This is a genomic window from Vibrio toranzoniae (assembly GCF_024347655.1).
Lineage (GTDB): Bacteria > Pseudomonadota > Gammaproteobacteria > Enterobacterales > Vibrionaceae > Vibrio > Vibrio toranzoniae.
The window spans coordinates 430,753-451,597 of record NZ_AP025515.1 but is presented as its reverse complement, the minus strand read 5'-3'; the positions used below and the strand labels follow the sequence as shown (position 1 = coordinate 451,597).

Genomic DNA, 20,845 nt, shown 5'->3' with positions numbered 1-20,845 from the left:
TTAAACATGCCTTAGTGACTTTCTGATTTTTCAGAAGGTGAGTTTGCGCGTGTCAAAGGAAATAATAATGTTGAGAAATGAATCTCAAGCCTCTGCGAAGGCACAAACGACTTCGCAGTCTACAAGCAGTGTAAATACCGGTTCGAAAACCAATATAAAAAGCAAAGAACGCAATAAAACTCTCTACTTTCTCACTTGGCGCTGGCACTTCTATGCTGGGCTATTCGTTATCCCATTTATGTTGATGCTGAGTATTACTGGCTTGATGATGCTGTTTGATGACGAGATCGAACTCGCTTTTCATCAAAACGCGATTGAAATTGCTGCATCGGGTGAACCCATCAAGGTTTCGCAGCAGCTAGCGTCAGTGCAGAATCAATATCCACAAGGTTCAGTGACACAGTTCGTACCGAGCAAATCGCCTGACTTGGCGAACCGATTCTCAGTATCACTTGAAGACGGTACATCGGTTTTCGCTACCGTGAATCAATACACCGGTGAAGTCGTTGGTGAAGTGCCACGCAGTGAAAGCCTCTACGAACTTGCGAACGATATTCACGGCACGTTGTTGATTGGTGATTGGGGTGATTACCTTATTGAAGTGGCAATCAGCTTATCGATTCTCCTTCTTATCAGCGGTATTTATTTATGGCTACCGAGAGACAACGCAAGCCGTGCTGGGTTTCTCAAGCTGAGAGTGTCATCTGGGCCACGTGTGCTTATGCGTGATCTGCATGCGAACATAGGTGGCACGTTATCTCTGATCTTGCTGTTGTTTATTCTCTCAGGATTGGCGTGGACGGGCTTCTGGGGAGGAAAGTTGGTTCAAGCATGGAGCACTTTCCCTGCTCAAATGTGGGACGATATTCCTCTTTCAGACAAAACTCACGCTTCTCTTAACCACGGTTCAGAAGAAGAACTACCGTGGAACTTAGAACAAACACCACTGCCGTTGTCTCAAGATAAGCCTGCAGAGCATGTACACCACGTAGAAGAGGCGTCTGAACCTCATGATCATTCAAAGATGGGCGAAGACCACTCTCAACATGTGATGTCAGCAAGCAGCTTTGCTATCGATGATGTTATCGAAAAAGCGCACTCGCTTGGTTTCACGCAATACAAGGTGAACTTCCCACGCTCAGAAACGGGTGTTTACACAGTGACAGCCAATACCATGGGTGGTGACATCATCGACCCAACTCAGGATCGTACCACGCATCTAGACCAATACTCAGGTCGTATTCTGGGTGAGGTGACTTGGCAGGATTACAACTTTATCGCTAAGACACTGGCGGTCGGTATTTCTCTGCACCAAGGTGACATCAGTATCATCAATAAACTTCTAAACGCGCTGTTCTGCTTTGCATTTATTGTGGTGTCGGTGACTGGCGGTGTTATGTGGTGGATGCGTAGACCTTCAGGTCAACGCAAGCTTGGCACACCACCTAAGTTTGGTGATGCTGGCCTATGGAGAACTGGCTTGGTAACTGTCGTGGTGATTTCAGTGCTGTTTCCACTGGCGGGAGCGACGATTGTGGCTGCGATGCTGTTGGATTGGCTGCTTTTTTCGCGTGTTGAAAAGTTCAAAACTGTTCTTAATTAGTTAATTAATACACAAACTGACCTTCTTTGTTTGAGAGGGTCAGTTTCATGATTAAGATCATATGTTCAACTTTGATTTTTTAATAAAAAATTGTAATTTAACGAAAAAATTAGTTCTAACTGATAGACGATGATAATGAATACCGTTATCGCTGTGGTCCATCAGGAGTTGCGACAATGTTTGTGAAATTATGCATTAACACATAAGAAATTATCTTGAAGTTTAAACGGTTTATTTTTTATTTACTGAAGTTAATTGATCAATTAATCTAAACCAAGGTCTCGTTTCATGTGTTCACTAAAATCAGACGTGTTTCGAACATTGATTTTATCCTTGTTGTGACGGAAATTAATTTCATCACCAAATAACGTAACAAAAACTTTTGTATAAAAATTTATAATGTTATTTATCAAGTTATATATTTTTTTTGAAATTTGTTTTTCTTTTTTCATGGTATGTACCCGTATATAGTTTATGGATTTAATTTTTTAAAATATTTCTATTACTTGAATATTATTTATAATGCCACTTCCCCCCTTCGACTGAATGTAGTTATACTAAGGAGACATTTTAAATACAACGTGACCCAGAGTTGCAAATAGGTAACAATCATGGAATTGATGAACAATGAACTAATCTGCTTTGCAGCAGTTTGTAAGCACCTTTCCTTGACGGAGGCTTCCAAGGAACTGGGAAAGTCGAAGGCTCAAGTCAGTCGCCAACTAGCAGCCTTAGAGAAGCAAATTGGAGTGACACTTGTTCACAGAACAACAAGACAACTCGTTCTGACTGATCACGGAGAAAGTATCAAAGAGCTTGCCATCGAAGCTTTAGATAATTTACAAGCGTTGAATTATAGAGCGAAATCACTTAGTGATTGTATTAGTGGAAAATTTAAAATAACAATGCCTAACTCAGTCGCCTCTTCTATTTTTGGTGAAATTCTTAAAGGCCTTAAAGAACGATACCCAGCCGTGAACTTTGAAGTATCATCAAATAATAATGTTGAAAATTTATTGGAAAGCAATATCGATATTGCAATTAGACTAAATAACGTTGTTGATGAAACATTGATTGCACATGAAGTTGGAAATTATAATGATATTGTAATCTCGCAACTTGATAACACTCAAAATAACACGTTATTAATTTATAAAAGACACTCTAATAAAGAGGAGATAAAGCAGAGGTATAGTGATGTAATTGAAGTTGATAATACATCTATTCTAATGAACTTTGTTTCTAAAGGCGTAGGCGTGGGTGTGATTCCGAATTATCTTATGAAAGGAAGCCAAATAAATAAGAACATCCATATTACACAGGTTTTTGACACAGAAAGATCCATGTATATTGCCTACCCTTACCAAAATCCACTGCCGAGAAAATTGGTTGAAATTTCAGCATTTATTAGAATGGAACTGGATAGGATTTTGAATTAATAATCCTTTTAGTTAGTCTGACATTGTGAGCTGCAGATCCCTATCAATATTACTTTAGTTCCCTGGCTAACTTATCACCCAAGTGCTCCATAGCGTAATCAATGAACACACGGAGGCGAGCAGGCATGTATTTGGTTTGAGCAAACTGCATCGCGATAGCGCCGTGGTAATTACTCTTGATGGTCCAATCTTCCAATGCCTGCACCACAGAGCCTTCAGCCAGCGCATCTTGAATCACGAAGTCATGGAAAATACCTACGCCAAGTCCTTCTTTCACACCTTTGAGTCGCATTTGGGAGTGGTTTACCGCGTAACGGCCACTGACGGATACCGTGTGAAATTCATCGTCTTTCAAGAAGTCCCAAATGTGGTCTTTGTCTGTCTCAGCAAGGTATAAACAGTCGTGTTTCGAAAGGTCAGTCGGGTGGCTAGGAACTCCTTTTACTTGCAAATAGTCGGGGCTTGCACATAACACGAGGTTGGTCTTTCCAAGCTCTTTCAAAACTAAGCTCTCGTCGGGCTTATCAGTAAGGCGAAACGCGATGTCGATGCCTTGGCGCAATATGTCGATGTCGCCATCAGCCGCTCTTAACTTAAGTTGAATCTCGGGATACTGGTTTAAGAATGGAACAACGAAAGGCTGTAGAACCGAGTTCAAGAAGGCTTCTGGAGCCGCTACCGTTATAGAACCTGCAGGTTCAGTGTGATCAGAGGTAGACAGTTCGACCGCTTGCTGCGCTGCATTAATCATAACCACGCTTTGGTCGTAAACCAGTTGGCCTGCTTGTGTGATGATCAATGTACGAGTCGTGCGTTCAAACAGCTTCACTGAGAGCGCTTTTTCTAAACGTGTGATCAGTTTACTCAACGCTGAGGGTGTTACTCCTAACTGTTTTGCTGCCGCAGTAAAGCTCCCTTCATTTACCACTAAAATGAACGAGGCGAGATCCGGAAGTAGGGCAATGAGCTTAGGATTAATCATAAGTATCCAGTTAAACAAGTTTCAACGATGAGCGTAATGGCAATTGTGAGTGATTACGTGTGATTTGTGAATCAATTTCATCAATTGAACGGCGGGATTTTCTGAGATAAACCTAAATTCATCACTATATCGTTCTGAGATGAAAAATTGATATTTGATATGACAGCGAAATTAGACCGAAATGGAGGTCGATTTGACGTTAAAAAGAACAGGTAAGACGCGTTTATGTGCCCTGTGTCACTGGGATGAACTATTATTAATGCCTCAGGTTCACTAATGTTTTTCCAACTAAAGGGATAATCGGAATGCGTATGTTCAACTAGAATATAGGCATTAGTTTTACAGTGTAAATGATCGTTTTGAGATCGTTTATATCCCTACATAAAGCGGCGCGTGATGCTGCTGAATAATAATTAGGAAGGAATGAACAATGTCTTCTGCATTTTACCAACAGATTCAAACTCAAATCGAAGAAGTTAAAGAAGAAGGTCTTTACAAGTCTGAGCGCATTATCACTTCTGCTCAAAAAGCAGCGGTTTCTATCTCGACTGGTGAAGAAGTATTAAACTTCTGTGCAAACAACTACTTAGGCCTTGCTAACCACCCGGACCTTATCGAAGCTGCTAAAGGCGGTATGGATCAACACGGTTTTGGTATGGCTTCAGTACGTTTCATCTGTGGTACTCAAGACTCTCACAAAGAACTAGAGCAAAAGCTATCTACGTTCCTTGGTAAAGAAGACACAATCCTATACACATCTTGTTTTGATGCGAACGCTGGCCTATTCGAAACGATTTTAGGCAAAGAAGACGCAATCATTTCTGATGCTCTAAACCACGCATCTATCATCGATGGTGTTCGTCTGTGTAAAGCAATGCGCTTCCGCTACGCGAACAACAACATGGAAGAGCTAGAGCAGCAACTTATCGCAGCTAAAGAAGCTGGCGCTCGTCACACGCTTATCGTAACTGACGGTGTGTTCTCAATGGACGGCGTAGTAGCTAACCTTCCTGCTATCTGTGACCTTGCTGACAAGTACGGCGCACTAGTGATGGTTGATGATTCTCACGCCGTAGGCTTCATGGGTGAAAACGGCGCAGGTACTCACGAGTTCCACAACGTTGTTGACCGTATCGACATCATTACAGGTACGCTAGGTAAAGCAATGGGAGGCGCTTCAGGCGGTTACACTTCTGGTAAGAAAGAAGTAATCGACTGGTTACGTCAGCGTTCTCGTCCATACCTATTCTCTAACTCTGTTGCACCAGCAATCGTATCGGCGTCTATCCGTGTTCTCGATCTTCTAGCGGAATCTGGCGACCTACGTACTCAACTATGGGAAAACTCTGCTCACTTCCGTACTCGCATGGAAGAAGCGGGCTTCACAATGGGTGGTGCTGACCACGCAATCATCCCAATCATGCTGGGTGATGCAAAAGTAGCGGCTGAATTCGCAGAGCGCGCTCTAGAGAAAGGCATCTACGTTGTCGGTTTCTCTTTCCCTGTAGTACCAAAAGGCCAAGCTCGTATTCGTACGCAAATGTCTGCTGCACACTCTCGTGAGCAACTAGACCGCGCAATCGATGCGTTCATCCAAGTTGGTAAAGATATGGGTATCATCTAATTTTAAAGGGGTGCCTTGTGCATCCTTTAGTTAGATAGAGCAACGCCCAATAGCACATATAGATTTTTGATTCTCGCCTTACAGTTAGGCGAGATGAACTGGATAACATTATGAAAATTAAAGCACTTTCTAAGCTTAAGCCTGAAGAAGGCATCTGGATGACCGAGGTTGAAAAACCTGAAATGGGTCATAATGATCTTCTTATCCGTATTAAGAAAACCGCAATTTGTGGTACTGACGTACACATCTACAACTGGGATGAGTGGTCACAAAACACAATTCCAGTACCTATGGTAGTAGGTCACGAATACGTGGGTGAAGTTGTTGGCATCGGCCAAGAAGTTCGTGGTTTTGAAATCGGCGACCGTGTTTCTGGCGAAGGTCACATCACATGTGGTCACTGTCGTAACTGTCGTGGCGGCCGTACTCACCTTTGCCGTAACACAACAGGTGTTGGTGTTAACCGCACTGGTGCGTTCTCTGAGTTCCTTGTGATCCCAGCGTTCAACGCATTTAAGATCCCTGCAGAAATCTCTGACGATCTAGCATCCATCTTTGACCCGTTTGGTAACGCAGTACACACAGCGCTTTCTTTCGACCTAGTAGGCGAAGACGTGCTCATCACTGGTGCTGGCCCAATCGGTATCATGGCTGCAGCTGTTGCTAAGCACGTTGGTGCTCGTCACGTAGTTATTACTGACGTAAACGAATACCGCCTAGATCTTGCTAAGAAAATGGGTGTGACTCGCGCAGTAAACGTGATGGAAGAGAAGCTTGAAGACGTAATGGCTGATCTTGGCATGACTGAAGGCTTCGATGTAGGCCTAGAAATGTCTGGTAACCCATCTGCGTTCAACAGCATGCTGACGAACATGAACCACGGCGGTAAGATCTCTCTATTAGGTATTCCACCATCAGACATGGCAGTAGACTGGAACCAAGTAATCTTCAAAGGCTTGGTTATCAAAGGTATCTACGGTCGTGAGATGTTCGAAACTTGGTACAAGATGGCTTCTTTGATTCAATCTGGCCTAGATCTAACACCAATCATTACTCACCACTACAAAGTGGACGACTTCCAGAAAGGCTTTGACATGATGCGATCTGGTATGTCTGGTAAGGTAATTTTAGACTGGGAATAAGCTTAACAGCTAATCAATAACAAAAAGGCGATAGTTGATACTGTCGCCTTTTTTGTTTTTAAACGAGAACAGCTGTTAGTTAGTTGAGATGAATACAGGACATAATTACTCTATTCATTATCACTCAGATAGGATGGCAGATTTTGTTACATATACTGGTTGATGTACACGTCGACTAAAAACATGAGCACAGGAACTGTACTCAGAAGTGCGAAAAAGACGATAGGCACCCAGTTTTTCATTTTCTTTTTAGGTTGCTTAGGGTTATTCATAAATTAGGCCTTAAATTAGTTGAAGTGTTTGCACTGCTGCTGGGCACGCTATGGGTGAATTAGCGTGGGGCGCTGTTTAACAGAAGGTTCTAGTTGTATATTTATGGTATCAAATAAAATAGTTGATACCTATATGGTTATGGAGATCCTTGGTGCGCGTCAAAAATATAAAGTGTAGGTGATTCATGAGTGGTTCATAAAGGCTCGATAATAATGAACCTATTACAATAAACATTGCCTCACTCGGCATATGAAAGAAACGTATAAAAAGATTTGGAGAATACAGAATGAGAACAATAGGTAACATCATTTGGTTTCTGTTCGGTGGCGTATTTATGGGACTGGCTTGGTGGTTCTTCGGGCTACTTGCATTCCTCACCATTGTTGGTATCCCTTGGGGCAGAGCGTGTTTTGTAATGGGTAACTTCTCTTTTTTCCCATTCGGACAAGAAGCGATTTCGCGTGATGAGTTAACTAATGAGATGGATATAGGCACGAGTCCGTTAGGTGTGATTGGGAACATCATTTGGTTTTTATTTGCGGGAATCTGGCTTGCGATGGGTCACATCATGTCAGCAGTGGCGTGCTTCATTACGATCATCGGTATTCCGTTTGCGATTCAGCATTTAAAGTTAGCGGTTATCTCACTGGCGCCAATCGGTAAAACGGTTGTCGACAAGCATGAAGCCGATGCGGCACGAGTAAGAAACTACAAAGGCTAAGGCTCCGGTCTTCTGAGCTTGATATAAAGTTGAAAAGCATATCGTATGATGTGCTTTTTTTACGTCGTGGTTCCTATCGAGTGTCTAATTTGACGGTGCCAGAGGCAAAGGCTTGATGTGATACGACTGATAAAAGAAAACGGGCTCAGAAGGTGAGCCCGTTTGTGTTTGTTTTGACCTGTTTTAATAACAAGTGACGGGTAGCTAGGTTACATCGCTGCTTCGAAGATCGCTGAAATTTCTTCGTGCGTGGCTTGTTTAGGGTTAGTGAAACCACATGCGTCTTTCAGTGCGTTGTCTGACAGGGTTGGAATATCTTCTAGTTTGGCGCCTAACTGTGCGATGCCTGTTGGGATATTTACATCATTCGCTAATTGAACAATTGCGTTAATTGCTGCGTCTGCGCCTTGCTCCGGTGACATCCCCTCAACATTTACGCCCATTGCTTTCGCAACGTCACGTAGACGCTCTGGACAAACTTGCGCGTTGTAGCGTTGAACGTGTGGAAGCAAGATAGCGTTACATACACCGTGTGGAAGGTCATAGAACCCACCCAGTTGATGCGCCATTGCGTGAACATAACCAAGAGAAGCGTTGTTGAATGCCATTCCTGCCATAAACTGTGCGTAAGCCATTTGCTCACGAGCTTCAATGTCTTCGCCGTGCGTTACGGCTGTTCTTAGGTTCGCTTGCACAAGCTCAATAGCTTTAATGGCTACTGCGTCTGTGATTGGCGTTGCTGCGATAGAAACGTAGGCTTCGATTGCGTGTGTTAACGCGTCCATACCTGTTGCAGCCGTTAGTGATGCAGGTTTAGCAAGCATCAGTTCAGGATCGTTTACAGAGATAAGCGGCGTTGTGTGCTTATCTACGATAGCCATCTTAATGTGACGCTCTTCATCAGTGATGATGCAGAAACGTGTCATTTCAGATGCAGTACCCGCTGTGGTATTGATAGCAATTAATGGCATCATTGGTTTTTCAGACTGATCAACACCTTCGTAATCTGAGATTTTGCCACCATTAGATGCGACAAGAGCAATACCTTTTGCGCAATCATGAGGAGAACCACCTCCTAGAGAAACAACAAAGTCACAATCATTATCTGTAAGTAGCTCAAGGCCGTCATTAACGTTAGTAATGGTTGGGTTTGGCTGGGTGCCATCGAAGACAACAGCGTCAACGCTACGTTGGCTAAGAAGGTCTTGTACCTGCTTTACCACGCCAATTTGGTTAAGAATCTTATCCGTAACGATCAGACCTTTTTTGAAGCCTTGAGACTGAATGCTATCAGCAGCATCTTTCAAACAGCCGGTACCCATGAAGTTTATTGTAGGGATGTAAAACGCGCTAGACATTGGGAAACTCCGTTAATTATAGTTTTTGATTTGTTCTATGTTGTTGGTAATATTAGGAAAACCTTCGATCCTAGATAAGCTTTAACCCAAACTACCACTTTGTGATTATGTATTAAGTTTGATGCATATGACAATCGTTTTTATGGTTTTATGTGAGTTTACTATCAGCAGAAAAAACCAAATTAAGAAGAATATGTTGAGGTGCTGGTCAATTGAGTGGCTAACAAATGAGTATTATTAGTTTGACTCGTCTGCTTTAGAAGATGCCAAACTCGTTTTACATTGGTTTGAACTGCTCTCATGTTCTGTTTCTGAATTTTCATTTTTATTCGGTTCTTCATCGTAGTGTTTGACCACAAAAGGAGTAAGTATTACGGATGATGGCAAGAAGTGCTTCATAGTACCTCCCGGTACTTAAATGGATTTTTATTGTATGGTATTGGTTTAATATGTGGCAGAATTTGCGATATATCATGACTTGCGACTTGTTTTCTATAAATTATTAGATTTATATACAGGCTCACAAAATTGAGAGTAAAGTGATGACCCGCCCTTTGAGGCAACGATAAAAACAACGACAAAACAGCGCATGCACTGCTCAACAGCGCGAGTAAGAGGACATAAAATGAAGTACGATTGGATATTCTTTGATGCGGATGAAACCTTGTTTCACTTTGATGCTTTTCAAGGGATGAAGTTGATGTTTTCCCGTTTTGGTGTTGACTTTAGCGAACAGGATTATTCATTTTATCAAGAGGTTAATTTACCATTATGGGTAGATTACCAAGATGGTCGTATCACGGCAGCTCAACTGAAGCATGCGCGTTTTGAAAGCTGGGCGGCAAAGTTAGAGACAACAACGGCAGCATTAAACAGTGCATTTTTAGCCGCAATGGCGGACATTTGTTCTCTGCTTCCTGGTGCCAAAGAGTTGATGGAGTCGTTAAAAGGCAAAGTGAATATGGGCATCATCACTAATGGCTTCACAGAGCTACAATCGATCCGTTTAGAGCGAACAGGAATGACAGGCTATTTTGACCATGTGATCATTTCTGAAGAAGTCGGTGTCGCAAAACCAGACGCCGAAATTTTTGAATATGCACATAAGCTGATCGGATTGCCATCGAAGCAACGGGTATTGATGGTAGGGGACAATCCGCACTCTGATATATTGGGAGGCTTGGATTTTGGTATTGAGACTTGTTGGCTGAATAGCCAAGAGAAAGCGACACCTGCGGGGATTAACCCTCACTATCAGGTTCGATCTCTGGCTGACCTACAAGATCTTCTACTGGCATAATCGCCTGCTAGTTTTGACTTTATAAGTTAATTATCGACAACCGAGTACCAGCATGTGCTCGGTTGATTTTTCTACTGGTTTATCATCTAGCTTAAAACATAGATTGCAGCGTTGAAGCACAGTCGGCCTGATGCTTGGCACTGAAGACCAAGACAATGAATATAAGGAAGAGGCGTGCTGAAATCTCATCGCCATAGCTGCTACTTTACTTTGGAGCTGCTTAATTGCACTGTCTCGTAGCGTTTCAGAACAACTGGGGCCCATTGGTGGCGCAGCCAGTCTTTATACGGTGAGCTCACTGTTGTTGGTTTGTGTTATGGGGCTACCTAAGCCGTCGCGCTTCTCTAAGTCATACTTGTTGATCGGCGGTGCTTTATTTGTTTGCTACGAGATTTTCTTGGCTTTGGCTTTGGGAATGGCAAACAATCGACATCAAGCCTTAGAAATGGCGGTGATCAATTATCTCTGGCCAGCACTGACAGTGTTGTTTGCGGTATTGTTGAGCGATAAAAAGATCAACTGGTTAGTTTATCCAAGTATCTTCTTGGCATTTTTTGGCGTGGCTTGGAGCATCAGTGGCGAGCAGGGGCTTTCTGTCGACCAAATAGCGGCTAATATTGCGACGAATCCTAAAACCTATTCGATGGCATTTTTCGGAGCAATTATTTGGGCTGTGTATTGCAATTACACCCAACGGGTTGCTAAAGGCCAAAATGCGATTGTGTTTTTCTTTATCGCTACCGCGGTCACCCTGTGGATTAAATATGCACTGAGTGATGAAACCGGCATGGTAATGACAACGAGTGCGGCGATTGACTTAGTGCTTGCTGGGGCTTGTATGGGAGCAGGTTACGCACTTTGGAATACAGCAATATTAGGTGGCAATATGATGTTTCTGGCGACCATGTCGTATTTTACGCCAATCTTCTCTACCTTACTGTCTTCCGTGATTCTCGGTTTGTCATTGAGCATCACGTTTTGGCAGGGCGTGTGTATGGTGACGATTGGTTCGCTCGCTTGCTGGTGGGTAACTAGAGAAAAGCCGACATCAAAGGTGTCGGCTTCTAAAGAGGTTCAATCTTCCCCTTAATCTGATGTTATCTTGTCGCGTGAGGTTTTTCCTCATTTGTTAGGTAAAAGCTTAACTCGCGACATTGAGGTTCAATTGAAGCTCATAAGGCATCTTAGATAAGCGTCGCTTAAGTTGGCGGCGCGTTCGTTCAATATCATTGAACGCAATTGCTTGTTGGTCGTTGGTATGAATATCAACGTTAATTCTGAGTTCTGGGCCAACTTTAGTCACCCCCATCAGTTCTAAATTTTGATCCGCTTCTTTGTTTACCTCGACAACATTCTTATCCACCGCGTCACAAATGTCTTTGGTTGCCGACATCATTAGAAGTTCACGCATTGCTTCGCGCAACATGTCAAATGGGACTTTGATGAAGTAGAAAGACATAATCAACATCATCACTGGGTCAGCATAAACCGCATATGCTGATAGTGGAGAAAAAGTCACTAGCCAAGCAACTACGAACCCCGCGGTCACTGCCACACTCAATAACGTATCCATTTGCCATTGTTTTGACTCGGCTTGAATCAGGCCTGAAGAGATACTTTTGCTCTTATTGGCGATGTACCACCAAGCGTAACCACAACCTAATACGTTGATAATACCGAACAGAGTTGCGATAGAAGTATCAACTTCACGGCCGCCAGTCATAAGGGCACCAATCGCAGAGTAAAGTGAGTAGCTAACCACAAGCAGAATGACTAGGGCTTTTATCGCAATAACAATCGGTTCTATGATAGCTCGACCGAACGGGAACTCTCTATCTGAAGGGCGATTAATGTATTTTGAAGCTGCTAGTGACAATAAAGTTAACAGTAAGCTGATAAGAGAATAGACACCGTCAAATACTATGACCAGAGAGCCAACGATAAGACCCAACACCAATCCGCCAATAGCGAAGCCTGATGCTAAAAGGGCTGAGAACAATAGTACTCGATTTTCGTTTTGGCTTTTCCTGTCGCACATAAAATTTTCCAGATGTTTTTAATAGCCTCATTGTTCTGATATTGAGCTAACTTTACAAACCTTATATAGTGAAGTTGGCCGTTTTTATCTAACATTTAACTAAAAAGCATTAAAATTCAATCAGTTAAGATTCGTTTGTAGGGCCAGTTATATTGACACTGAGTGTTTGTTGATGATTCAGTACAGCTGAAATGAGAGAATTTATGATTAATAAAACATATCGTTGGCAAATGTTGTATAGCTCTAGAAAATTAAGCGATACTCCAATAAAGGCTCAGGGTTAGAGCGCGATCAATAAATTGTTCAAGCTTTAACGAAATGGTATGAATTTCAAAGGAATGGGTAAATATGAAGTTTGACAATCTCAGCGATAGTGAATTATGGGGCATTGCTAAACCAATTATGGATAACCTGATGGAGGGCTCAACAAAAATTGATCATGCACAGCACAGCCGAGACTTTACGCAGAGGATGAAGGATATTGTTACGCCTTAATATCTGGAAAAGGTGTGTCGCTATTATCAGCACAGCAACGGATTTTTTGCTGAACGTGAGCCAGTTGCGCTATTCAGACGATCTGATTCAATCGCCTTTGTTTGGAAGCAAGCGTATACCATTGCTAAAGGCGAGTTTGTCGCTGAAATGGTACTGGTTGAAGAAGATGGACGTTACATGGTTGATCACGTTATGGTTTTCTAAGGAGAGGGCGTGTTAGCTGTCGTATAACTTTACGTATTGATATAGAAAAAACCGGGTTGTCTAGAAATCAAATAGATAATCACTTATTTGATCCGCTAACCAGCTCATACCTGGATGCTCAGCCATTCCCGCAGCTGTAAACATACAGTAATCTTCTTGCGTTAGTCCGTAAGTATGCTTAATAACAGCCAACTCTTGTTCACGAAGTAAGTGGCGAATCAATGGTTCAGGCAATACGCCCCAAGCGTTTTCACGTAGAATAGTATCCAACATAAAGTCGAAGCTAGAAAAGCCGATGTGGCGACGCGAGAAGGGCTCAAGCTCTGGGTTATCTTTTTCATTGAGATAAACCATCGTTACTTGCATCGAATTTCTCAACACTTCATCAGATACACGTCGCATCACACTCAGATCGTGTCCTTTTTTACATACAGACATCATTCTAATCTTACCAAGTGGGTTGTAGATTATTCTTGGATCATCAACACGCTCGTAATCGACACCAAACGCGAAATCGACTTGCTGGGTTTCGACTAGGTTGGCTAAGTCACCACTCGATGCAAGAACGAAGTTGAATGAGGTGGAAGGATACTTCTTGTTGAGTGCATGAGATAAGTCCTGCCACATTTCGTCGGGTAATGAATCGTCGCGAGCGATCCATATCTCCGCATTGAATTCACCTGATACATAGAGACAAGTTTGCTTAATGCGAGCTACCGTCACCAACATGCCTTCGCAATCTTTATAGATGGCTTTGCCTGCTTCAGAAAGCTCAACGTGGTTTCCGCTGCGCACAAACAGTTCGATATCTAACTCTTTCTCTAAGGCTTTAATCGACATGCTGAGTTTAGTTCGGTTGCATTCTAACTGACGTGCAGCTTCAGAGACGGATCCTAAATCAGCAACAGAACAAAAGGCTTGGACTTGAGAAAGGTTCATTTCATTTCCATATTGAGCGGGAGTAGGCACATATTATCTGAATATTGTGCTGACTATCTTAGAAATAGTCCATCTTTGCATGATAACTCTATGACGAATTGGCTAATTTGGTTTATTCTGTGCGTGTTCCGAACCTACAAGAAGTAAAGATGGAGGCCATGATGGCGAAACAATGGGACGAGTACGCACCTGACTGGGATAACGATCCCGCAACTGTAGTATTCGCACAGTCCGTATTTGACCAGTTAACACAGCTCGTTGATTTGAACGGAACCCGTGTCCTTGATTTTGGCTGTGGTACAGGACTACTCAGCCAAAAAATATCTCCTTTTGCAAAAGAGGTCATCGCGCTTGATATCTCTGAAGGGATGATCGAAGAGCTAGATAAAAAAGAGCTAACCAATGTTGAAGCCGTTGTCGATATTCTATCGCGCGGGCTTGCGGCGCAGCATCCAGCCTTCAGAAATCAATTTGATGTAGTGGTAGCGTCTTCGGTATGTGGTTTTATTCCGAATTTACAAGACACGGTCAGTTTGATTTATACGTTGCTCGAAAACGATGGCATTTTTGTTCACTGGGATTGGTACCTTGAAAACGACGATGAAGATTATGGCATCAGTCTAGAGCGTTCAAAAAATGTTCTAGGTGCTGCTGGTTTCTCTGTTGTTGAAGTATCAACACCGTTCTCAATTGACACTCCGCAAGGACCTTTAAAGGTATTGATGGGGGTTGGTCGTAAACAAGTGCTCCCTCACCTTTAACAGATACTGTCGCTCGTCTCTTTCTCTATAGCGTGAACTCTAAATAACAAACTCACATTAACGGTCTCATGACCAGTTATGTGGGTTTTTTGTTTTTACCCGTTTGTGTTTCAAGATAAATGACTAGACTAGTACTTACAGAACTCTGTTATTTATTCGTTTAGCTTTCATTATTTGCTATTCAGTAATACCGAATTTCCATTTTGGAAATATAGTCTTTCATACCTTTCATTAGTGGAAACTCAAAACATAGGTGTAGAATAAACCCATAATAAAACAGAGGGTTTAATCATGAGCCACCAATCTGCGTCATCTACTTCTTCACCACTTTCAGAGCAACAACAACGCTTTAGCAATATCATTTCAGATGCCAACCTGTCTCCAAAACAGAAGTCGCACTATCTTGCCTTAGAAGCTGAAGCGAGCCTGCCGTATATGTCGGTAAGCAATGAAGTAGAGCAAGCCTTACAAGAAGGTGTGCTATGTGACATGTTTGAAGGTCACGCCCCATTTAAGCCGCGCTATGTACTTCCAGACTACTCTAAATACTTACATCAAGGCTCAAAGTATTTAGAGCTTAGCGCGGCAACTAATTTCGACGAAGCATTGAACATGCTGACCATCCTTTATCATCACGTTCCATCAGTGACTTCCATTCCGGTTTACTTAGGTCAACTGGACGATGTATTGATGCCTTTCGTTGGCGGCTTAACGGAAGAGCAGGTTTATCAAAAGCTTAAGCTGTTCTGGATCATGCTGGATCGCACACTGCCAGATGCCTTCATGCACGTCAATATCGGCCCGACAGATAATATTATTTGCCGTACGATTTTGCGCGTAGATGCTGAACTGAAGCAGATCGCACCAAACCTAACCTTTATGTATGACCCTGCTGTTACACCTGATGATCTACTTCGTCATGCGGCAAGCAATATCTGTGAATGCAGCAAGCCGCACATTGCCAACTATCCTGCACATGCCGCAGCGTATGGTGATAAGCGTTTTGGTATCGTGAGCTGCTACAACTCTCTACCTTTGGCGGGCGGTTCAAATACCTTAGTGCGTATGAACCTTAAGCAAGTGGCGTTGAAGTGTCAGGATAGTGATGATTTCTTACAACACGTATTGCCTAACTACAGTGGCATCATGGTTGAATTGATGAACGCTCGTAGCCGCTTCTTGCATGAAGAGTCTCACTTTTTTAACGGCTTCCTGACCAAAGAAGGCCTTATTGAAGAAGATCGCTTTGCGCCAATGTTTGGTATTTACGGCATGGCGGAAGCGGTTAACATCTTGATGGAGAAAGAGAGCCAAGCAGGGCGCTATGGTCACGATGAACAGGCGAATCAACTCGGTTACAGTATCTCTGAAAAGCTGGCTGAGATCGTCGAAAGCTCTGAAGTGAAATATGGGCTGGAAGGTAAGGCACTGTTGCACGCTCAAGGCGGTATCAGCTTAGATGAAGATGTAACACCAGGTGTGCGTATTCCTTATGGTACAGAGCCAGATCCTGTCGCTTATGTTCGTGCTACAGCAGATCACCACAAGTTTTACACCTCGGGTATCAGTGACATTCTGACCATAGACGAAACAGTGAAATCTAACCCTGAAGCGATGTTCAACCTGTGTAAAGGCGCGATTCAAGCGGGCTACCGTGAATTCACTGCTAACGTGGCATCAAATGACTTGGTTCGTGTGACGGGTTACATGATTAAGCTTTCAGACATTGCTAAATATGACGAGCAAGGCTCTCGCACTAACACGACTTTCTTAGGCGCTGAAGCTGCGAAGAACACGGGTATCTTAGAGCGTAAACCACGCGTGGCGAGCTTAGAGATGTCACCGATGTACGAATAGAACTTTAATCTAACTATATCCATAACCAAACAATATCAATTATGAAAATTTCTGATCTAACAACTCAAATGGCTAGGGTTAATAACAATAAGACAGAAAAACAAGCGAAGGTCAGCCGTGTGCTGACCTTTTCTTGTGTTGATGGGCCGGGAAATCGTCTAGTACTGTTTCTACAAGGCTGTAATTTTGATTGTATTACTTGTCATAACCCACATACCATCAATCACTGTAACCATTGTGGGGACTGCGTTAGCGGGTGTCCAAGCGGTGCACTAAGCGTTGTTGATGGCAAAGTGAAGTGGGATTTGTCTGACTGTACCAATTGCGATCAGTGCATTGATATCTGTAATCATAAATCGAGTCCGAAAATTACCTCGATGACGGTCTCGGAGGTACTTGAACTCGTTAGGCACAATCAATTTTTCTTGAGTGGTATTACCGTTTCGGGCGGTGAAGCGACCATGCAACTGCCGTTTATTATCGAATTGTTTCAAGCAATCAAAAGCGATTCGCAGTTGGCACACTTAACGTGTTTTATTGACAGTAATGGTTCGCTGCCACAACAAGGGTGGGACAAAGTGTTGCCTTTCCTTGATGGCGCGATGATTGACTTAAAGTCATGGCAATCGGAAACCCATCTATGGTTAGTTGGCAGAGGGAATCATAGGGTGTTTGAAACCATTAACTACCTTGCAGATAAAGGAAAACTACACGAAGTTAGGTTGCTGCATATTCCCAATAAAAGTGATCTCGATATTGAGGTAGAGCAGGTCGGTTATTACTTAAAAGGCTTGCCAAGTGATGTTCGTATTCGATTGAATGCCTTTCAACATCATGGCGTAATTGGTGAAGCATTAGAGTGGTCTAAATGTACAGAGCAACAAATGCAGAGCTTTCACGACAAGCTCTACGCTATCGTTCAAAGGCCGATGCAAACACCTAAAGTTTATACCTAATCTTTTATCAACATCGAGTATTTTATAAACACTAGTCTCGTTAGTTAGATCAGCTTCTAGTACAATCCTAGGCTTCTAAGAATAAGTCACACAGCCATTTGATCGCTTGGTCATTCATGTTTGGTTTGTTCCACACCAAGCTATACGCCACTTTACCGTAATCGAAAGGAAGTGGCTTACTCACTAAACCTTGTGCTTGTTTTGCATGCTCAGCCCATTGTTTTGAACAGGTGAACAAGAAAGGCGTGTGATGACAAAGTACGGCTGCAGCACCAAAGTCCGCTACCGATATCGCCATTTCTCGCGGCTGGTGGCATTGAACTAGGTTTTGTTCAAAGTAAGGCTGAGACAGTTCGTTATCTAGGATCCCAATATGTTTATGGTTTAAGTAATCTTCAACAGTCAGTTCCTGTCGGGCAAGTGGGTGGTGTGCGCCCATTAAGCAAACCATTTCATCTTGAAGTATGGTTTTCCAGACTAATTCTTTGTTGTTTGTCGGGGGTTGAGAAATGTCATGGGGCAGTAGAACCAAATTGATCTTGCCACTTAATAATGCGTCGAAGCCGAGTTGTTGTTTTGAATAGATAGTTAGCTTGGCTTTGGGGGCGAGCTCCGTCGTTATTCTGCTTACCTTAGAGGCGAACACCTCAAAGGTACTTTCACGCATCGAAAGTGAAAAGTTGCCTTGGTAATCTTGCGGGACAAAGATTTTTTGATGAAGTAAGCCGTTCATACTGGCTAGAATTGCATGTACAGTAGGAGCTATTTTCAGTGCAAATGGTGTCGGAATCAACTTGGTGCCATCTCTATAGAATAGCTCATCATTTAAGATGTCACGCAGTTGAGAAAGGTTTTTACTCACACTTGAAGGGCTCACACAAAGCTGCTCAGACGTTTGAGTAACACTATGAGTGTCCAGCATAATATGAAGTGCAGTGAGGTGCTTAAGGTTCACTCTCGATAAATGTAAGTAATCCATTCACAACTCACTCAATACTTGGACAGTTTAGGTTTTAAGGTTTGTAACCGAAATTAGCGTGCTAACTTGTGATGAGCTCGCGAGAAATGACCTGCACAGAAGGCACCGACAATAGAAAGTTCTCCTGCTAAACACAGCACCGCGCAAACTTCTGCTAACGCTTGTGACTTTCCGTTACCATGTAACCCCAATAGATCTAAACAAGCTTTTTGACTAGGAAGGCTTGTACCGCCACCAACCGTACCCAGCATCAAGTTCGGCAGTGTAACACTAGCGTAAAGTCCGCCTTCTTTATTTAGCTCCATACGCGTCATACCAATCGCAGATTCAGCAACACACGCCGCGTCTTGGCCACAAGCGATATAAAGTGCAGCCAGTGCATTGGCATAATGGGCATTAATACCAATCGTACCACTCAAAGCGCCACCTACCGTAGTCATTTGGCCAAATTGGACCATCTTCTCTGGTGTGGTGTGTAGATACTTTGCGATAACCTCAGCAGGAATATTGATTTCAGCTGTTACCTTTTTACCACGAACGCTGCGTAAGGTTTGGGTATTGGCTTTCTTATCACCCGACAAGTTACCATCAAGGAAAGCATGATCGGGTTTAACCGGCGTGTTTTCTATGATGTACTCAAATACTGCATTAGTGGCAATTGTCACCATGTTCTGACCAGATGCATCTCCAGTTAGGAATTCAAACACCAAGTAAACATGGTTGCCTTCGATGTTGATATTGATGTCGGTAAGTCTGCCATGTGAAGTGGTGGCTTCTGCCAAGGCTTTAAACTGTTCATATTGAGTAACAGCCCAAGCAACAAACTGTCCCGCTTCAACTAACCCTCGGAATGCAAAACCAGGGGTACGTGTTACACCTTCATTGAGCAACATCGCACTTGCGCCACCACAAGCGGTGATCAGCTTTGAACCACGGTTGTAAGACGCAACAAGTGCAGCTTCCGTCGTTGCAAGCGGCACCAAATAATCGCCCTCAGCAAACAGACCATTCACTCTTAGTGGGCCAGATATACCGACAGGCACTTTCACTGTTCCAATAAAGTGCTCGATGTTTTTTTCATAAGCTTGAATCTGACTTTCAGTATGAGTATCGAGCAGCTCTTGTTGTGATTCTGCGTTATTAAGGGCCGCCCAGCGACGTGTAAGGTTTTTTTCTGTCAGATAGGGGCTCGGTGTCAGCTTGTTTACTGGCTTTTCAAAGTGAGGTTGAAGCTTTTTTTCTAATTCGTCTGCGGAGATGTCGCCTCCTAAAATAGAAACATAGTCACGGCGATGCAGATTTAGTTTTGGCATAAATAGTATGAAGTGAAGTTTGTGCAGCAAATTGGTTTGCGCTGATTCTACCGAGTAATAAGCCAGAAACAAGCGTCAGATATAATGAGTTACAGTTTGTGAGCTTATCGTGTCAAAAATCGTTGAATCAAACTGGTTTAGAACATCAAAAAAGTACGAAATGTAAGTGTAGTTTAGATATGGATGTCGAGAAGACTGCCGATAGCTTCGTTTTGACGATCAACGACACTCGCACCAACACGGTTATAATTGGCACTTTGGGTCAGCTTTAGTAAGGGCTCACTCGAGGGCGAAACGGGTTCTGGTTCTTTGTCTTTAAACGAAGTGTATTGCTCAGGCTCTACTTGGTTAAAGCTGAGGTCACTGCTTTTGAAAGCATCATCGGAGTTTGGAACGTTTTTGTAGGCTTGGTTGAGCTCGATAGCGGCTTCTTCAGCCATTTTGGTTGACTGCTGAATAATGGCGTAACCAGATTGAATACCAGATATCGACATAGCAGAACCTTTAATTGACGTATTGATTAAGTCTAGGTGGACTATATTTTGAGCGCAATGGTTAAGGAATGATATTTATAGTGAAACGGTATACTTAAGCTAAAATAGTGACGTCTGTCTGTTAACTGAACAGGTCGTTTAGTACATTTAGCTCTTCATCGGTAAGAAGAGTTTTCTTTTCCGTTTCAAGATTACCATCGATCTCCCCTTGCAGCGCCTTTAATTGCTGTGGGCTAAGATACTGTATCTGTTGTTTGAACGCTTCAAATTGTTGTGTATTCATAACGTGACCTTGCTTCAAATCCATATGCTCAGTTGAGCATAGACTACTGATTCAGGAAATCAAACAAGATTAAGTGAATATTAT

At 42.9% G+C, this 20,845-nt stretch carries 18 protein-coding genes and 2 pseudogenes; 11 read left to right on the top strand and 9 right to left on the bottom strand.

The genetic code is table 11. The features are described 5' to 3' along the window. Nucleotides 1–67 precede the first annotated feature (67 nt). Nucleotides 68–1,603 carry a PepSY-associated TM helix domain-containing protein gene (locus tag OCU50_RS16420; protein ID WP_060469535.1) on the top strand — a complete coding sequence of 512 codons (1,536 nt, stop codon included), beginning with the start codon at nt 68–70 and terminating at the stop codon, nt 1,601–1,603. A gap of 263 nt (nt 1,604–1,866) precedes the next feature. On the opposite strand, the gene OCU50_RS16415 is transcribed toward OCU50_RS16420, so the two are convergent. Continuing rightward, on the bottom strand, nt 1,867–2,055 hold the full coding sequence (locus OCU50_RS16415; RefSeq protein WP_060469536.1) for a hypothetical protein: 189 nt from the start codon (nt 2,053–2,055) through the stop codon (nt 1,867–1,869). Nucleotides 2,056–2,214: 159 nt separating this feature from the next. Between OCU50_RS16415 and OCU50_RS16410 the strand changes: the two genes are divergently transcribed. Next, entirely contained in the window at nt 2,215–3,042 is an 828-nt protein-coding gene (locus OCU50_RS16410; RefSeq protein WP_060469537.1) for a LysR family transcriptional regulator, read from the top strand. Between the two features lie 49 nt (nt 3,043–3,091). On the opposite strand, the gene OCU50_RS16405 is transcribed toward OCU50_RS16410, so the two are convergent. Then, nucleotides 3,092–4,024: a LysR family transcriptional regulator gene (locus OCU50_RS16405; protein WP_060469538.1), complete on the bottom strand. Its 933-nt coding sequence runs from the start codon at nt 4,022–4,024 to the stop codon at nt 3,092–3,094. Nucleotides 4,025–4,454: 430 nt separating this feature from the next. Here OCU50_RS16405 and OCU50_RS16400 point away from each other — a divergent pair, with 430 nt between their 5' ends. The 3 genes from OCU50_RS16400 to OCU50_RS16390 all read left to right on the top strand — a co-directional run bounded on the left by OCU50_RS16400 (nt 4,455) and on the right by OCU50_RS16390 (nt 7,784). Next, nucleotides 4,455–5,648 (top strand): glycine C-acetyltransferase, encoded by a 1,194-nt coding sequence (locus OCU50_RS16400; protein WP_060469539.1) that lies wholly within the window; start codon nt 4,455–4,457, stop codon nt 5,646–5,648. Between the two features lie 110 nt (nt 5,649–5,758). Further along, entirely contained in the window at nt 5,759–6,790 is a 1,032-nt protein-coding gene (tdh, locus tag OCU50_RS16395) for an L-threonine 3-dehydrogenase (RefSeq protein WP_017058545.1), read from the top strand. A 559-nt stretch (nt 6,791–7,349) separates the two neighbouring features. Next, nucleotides 7,350–7,784 (top strand): YccF domain-containing protein, encoded by a 435-nt coding sequence (locus OCU50_RS16390; protein WP_060469540.1) that lies wholly within the window; start codon nt 7,350–7,352, stop codon nt 7,782–7,784. A 209-nt stretch (nt 7,785–7,993) separates the two neighbouring features. Here the strand turns inward: OCU50_RS16390 and yiaY are convergent, their stop codons facing one another. Then, entirely contained in the window at nt 7,994–9,142 is a 1,149-nt protein-coding gene (gene yiaY / locus OCU50_RS16385) for an L-threonine dehydrogenase (protein WP_060469541.1), read from the bottom strand. A 625-nt stretch (nt 9,143–9,767) separates the two neighbouring features. Here yiaY and yjjG point away from each other — a divergent pair. Together yjjG and yddG are read left to right on the top strand one after the other, a co-directional pair. Then, nucleotides 9,768–10,442 (top strand): pyrimidine 5'-nucleotidase, encoded by a 675-nt coding sequence (gene yjjG / locus OCU50_RS16380; protein ID WP_060469542.1) that lies wholly within the window; start codon nt 9,768–9,770, stop codon nt 10,440–10,442. A gap of 174 nt (nt 10,443–10,616) precedes the next feature. Then, nucleotides 10,617–11,532 (top strand): annotated as a pseudogene (gene yddG / locus OCU50_RS16375) (aromatic amino acid DMT transporter YddG). A gap of 51 nt (nt 11,533–11,583) precedes the next feature. Here yddG and OCU50_RS16370 read toward each other — a convergent pair. After that, entirely contained in the window at nt 11,584–12,480 is an 897-nt protein-coding gene (locus OCU50_RS16370) for a cation diffusion facilitator family transporter (RefSeq protein WP_060469543.1), read from the bottom strand. 348 nt (nt 12,481–12,828) lie between these two features. Between OCU50_RS16370 and OCU50_RS16365 the strand changes: the two are divergent. Next, nucleotides 12,829–13,179: pseudogene (locus OCU50_RS16365) on the top strand (hypothetical protein). A gap of 60 nt (nt 13,180–13,239) precedes the next feature. Here the strand turns inward: OCU50_RS16365 and OCU50_RS16360 are convergent. Then, complete coding sequence (locus tag OCU50_RS16360) at nt 13,240–14,118, bottom strand: LysR family transcriptional regulator (protein ID WP_060469544.1); 879 nt, start codon at nt 14,116–14,118, stop codon at nt 13,240–13,242. Nucleotides 14,119–14,279: 161 nt separating this feature from the next. Here OCU50_RS16360 and OCU50_RS16355 point away from each other — a divergent pair, with 161 nt between their 5' ends. The 3 genes from OCU50_RS16355 (at nt 14,280) to OCU50_RS16345 (ending at nt 17,692) form a co-directional block, all read left to right on the top strand. After that, complete coding sequence (locus OCU50_RS16355) at nt 14,280–14,879, top strand: class I SAM-dependent DNA methyltransferase (RefSeq protein WP_060469545.1); 600 nt, start codon at nt 14,280–14,282, stop codon at nt 14,877–14,879. A gap of 291 nt (nt 14,880–15,170) precedes the next feature. Continuing rightward, a complete protein-coding gene (locus OCU50_RS16350) occupies nt 15,171–16,736 on the top strand; it encodes a YjjI family glycine radical enzyme (protein WP_060469546.1) in 1,566 nt (521 codons plus the stop codon). Between the two features lie 41 nt (nt 16,737–16,777). After that, nucleotides 16,778–17,692: a YjjW family glycine radical enzyme activase gene (locus OCU50_RS16345; protein WP_060469547.1), complete on the top strand. Its 915-nt coding sequence runs from the start codon at nt 16,778–16,780 to the stop codon at nt 17,690–17,692. A 67-nt stretch (nt 17,693–17,759) separates the two neighbouring features. On the opposite strand, the gene OCU50_RS16340 is transcribed toward OCU50_RS16345, so the two are convergent. The 4 genes from OCU50_RS16340 to OCU50_RS16325 form a co-directional block, all read right to left on the bottom strand. Beyond that, nucleotides 17,760–18,671, bottom strand: coding sequence for a LysR family transcriptional regulator (locus OCU50_RS16340; protein WP_060469548.1), 912 nt, complete (start codon nt 18,669–18,671; stop codon nt 17,760–17,762). A gap of 53 nt (nt 18,672–18,724) precedes the next feature. After that, nucleotides 18,725–19,984: a hydroxymethylglutaryl-CoA reductase gene (locus OCU50_RS16335; RefSeq protein ID WP_060469577.1), complete on the bottom strand. Its 1,260-nt coding sequence runs from the start codon at nt 19,982–19,984 to the stop codon at nt 18,725–18,727. 173 nt (nt 19,985–20,157) lie between these two features. Then, entirely contained in the window at nt 20,158–20,478 is a 321-nt protein-coding gene (locus tag OCU50_RS16330; protein ID WP_060469549.1) for a hypothetical protein, read from the bottom strand. 121 nt (nt 20,479–20,599) lie between these two features. Next, a complete protein-coding gene (locus OCU50_RS16325; RefSeq protein WP_060469550.1) occupies nt 20,600–20,785 on the bottom strand; it encodes a hypothetical protein in 186 nt (61 codons plus the stop codon). Nucleotides 20,786–20,845: the final 60 nt, after the last annotated feature.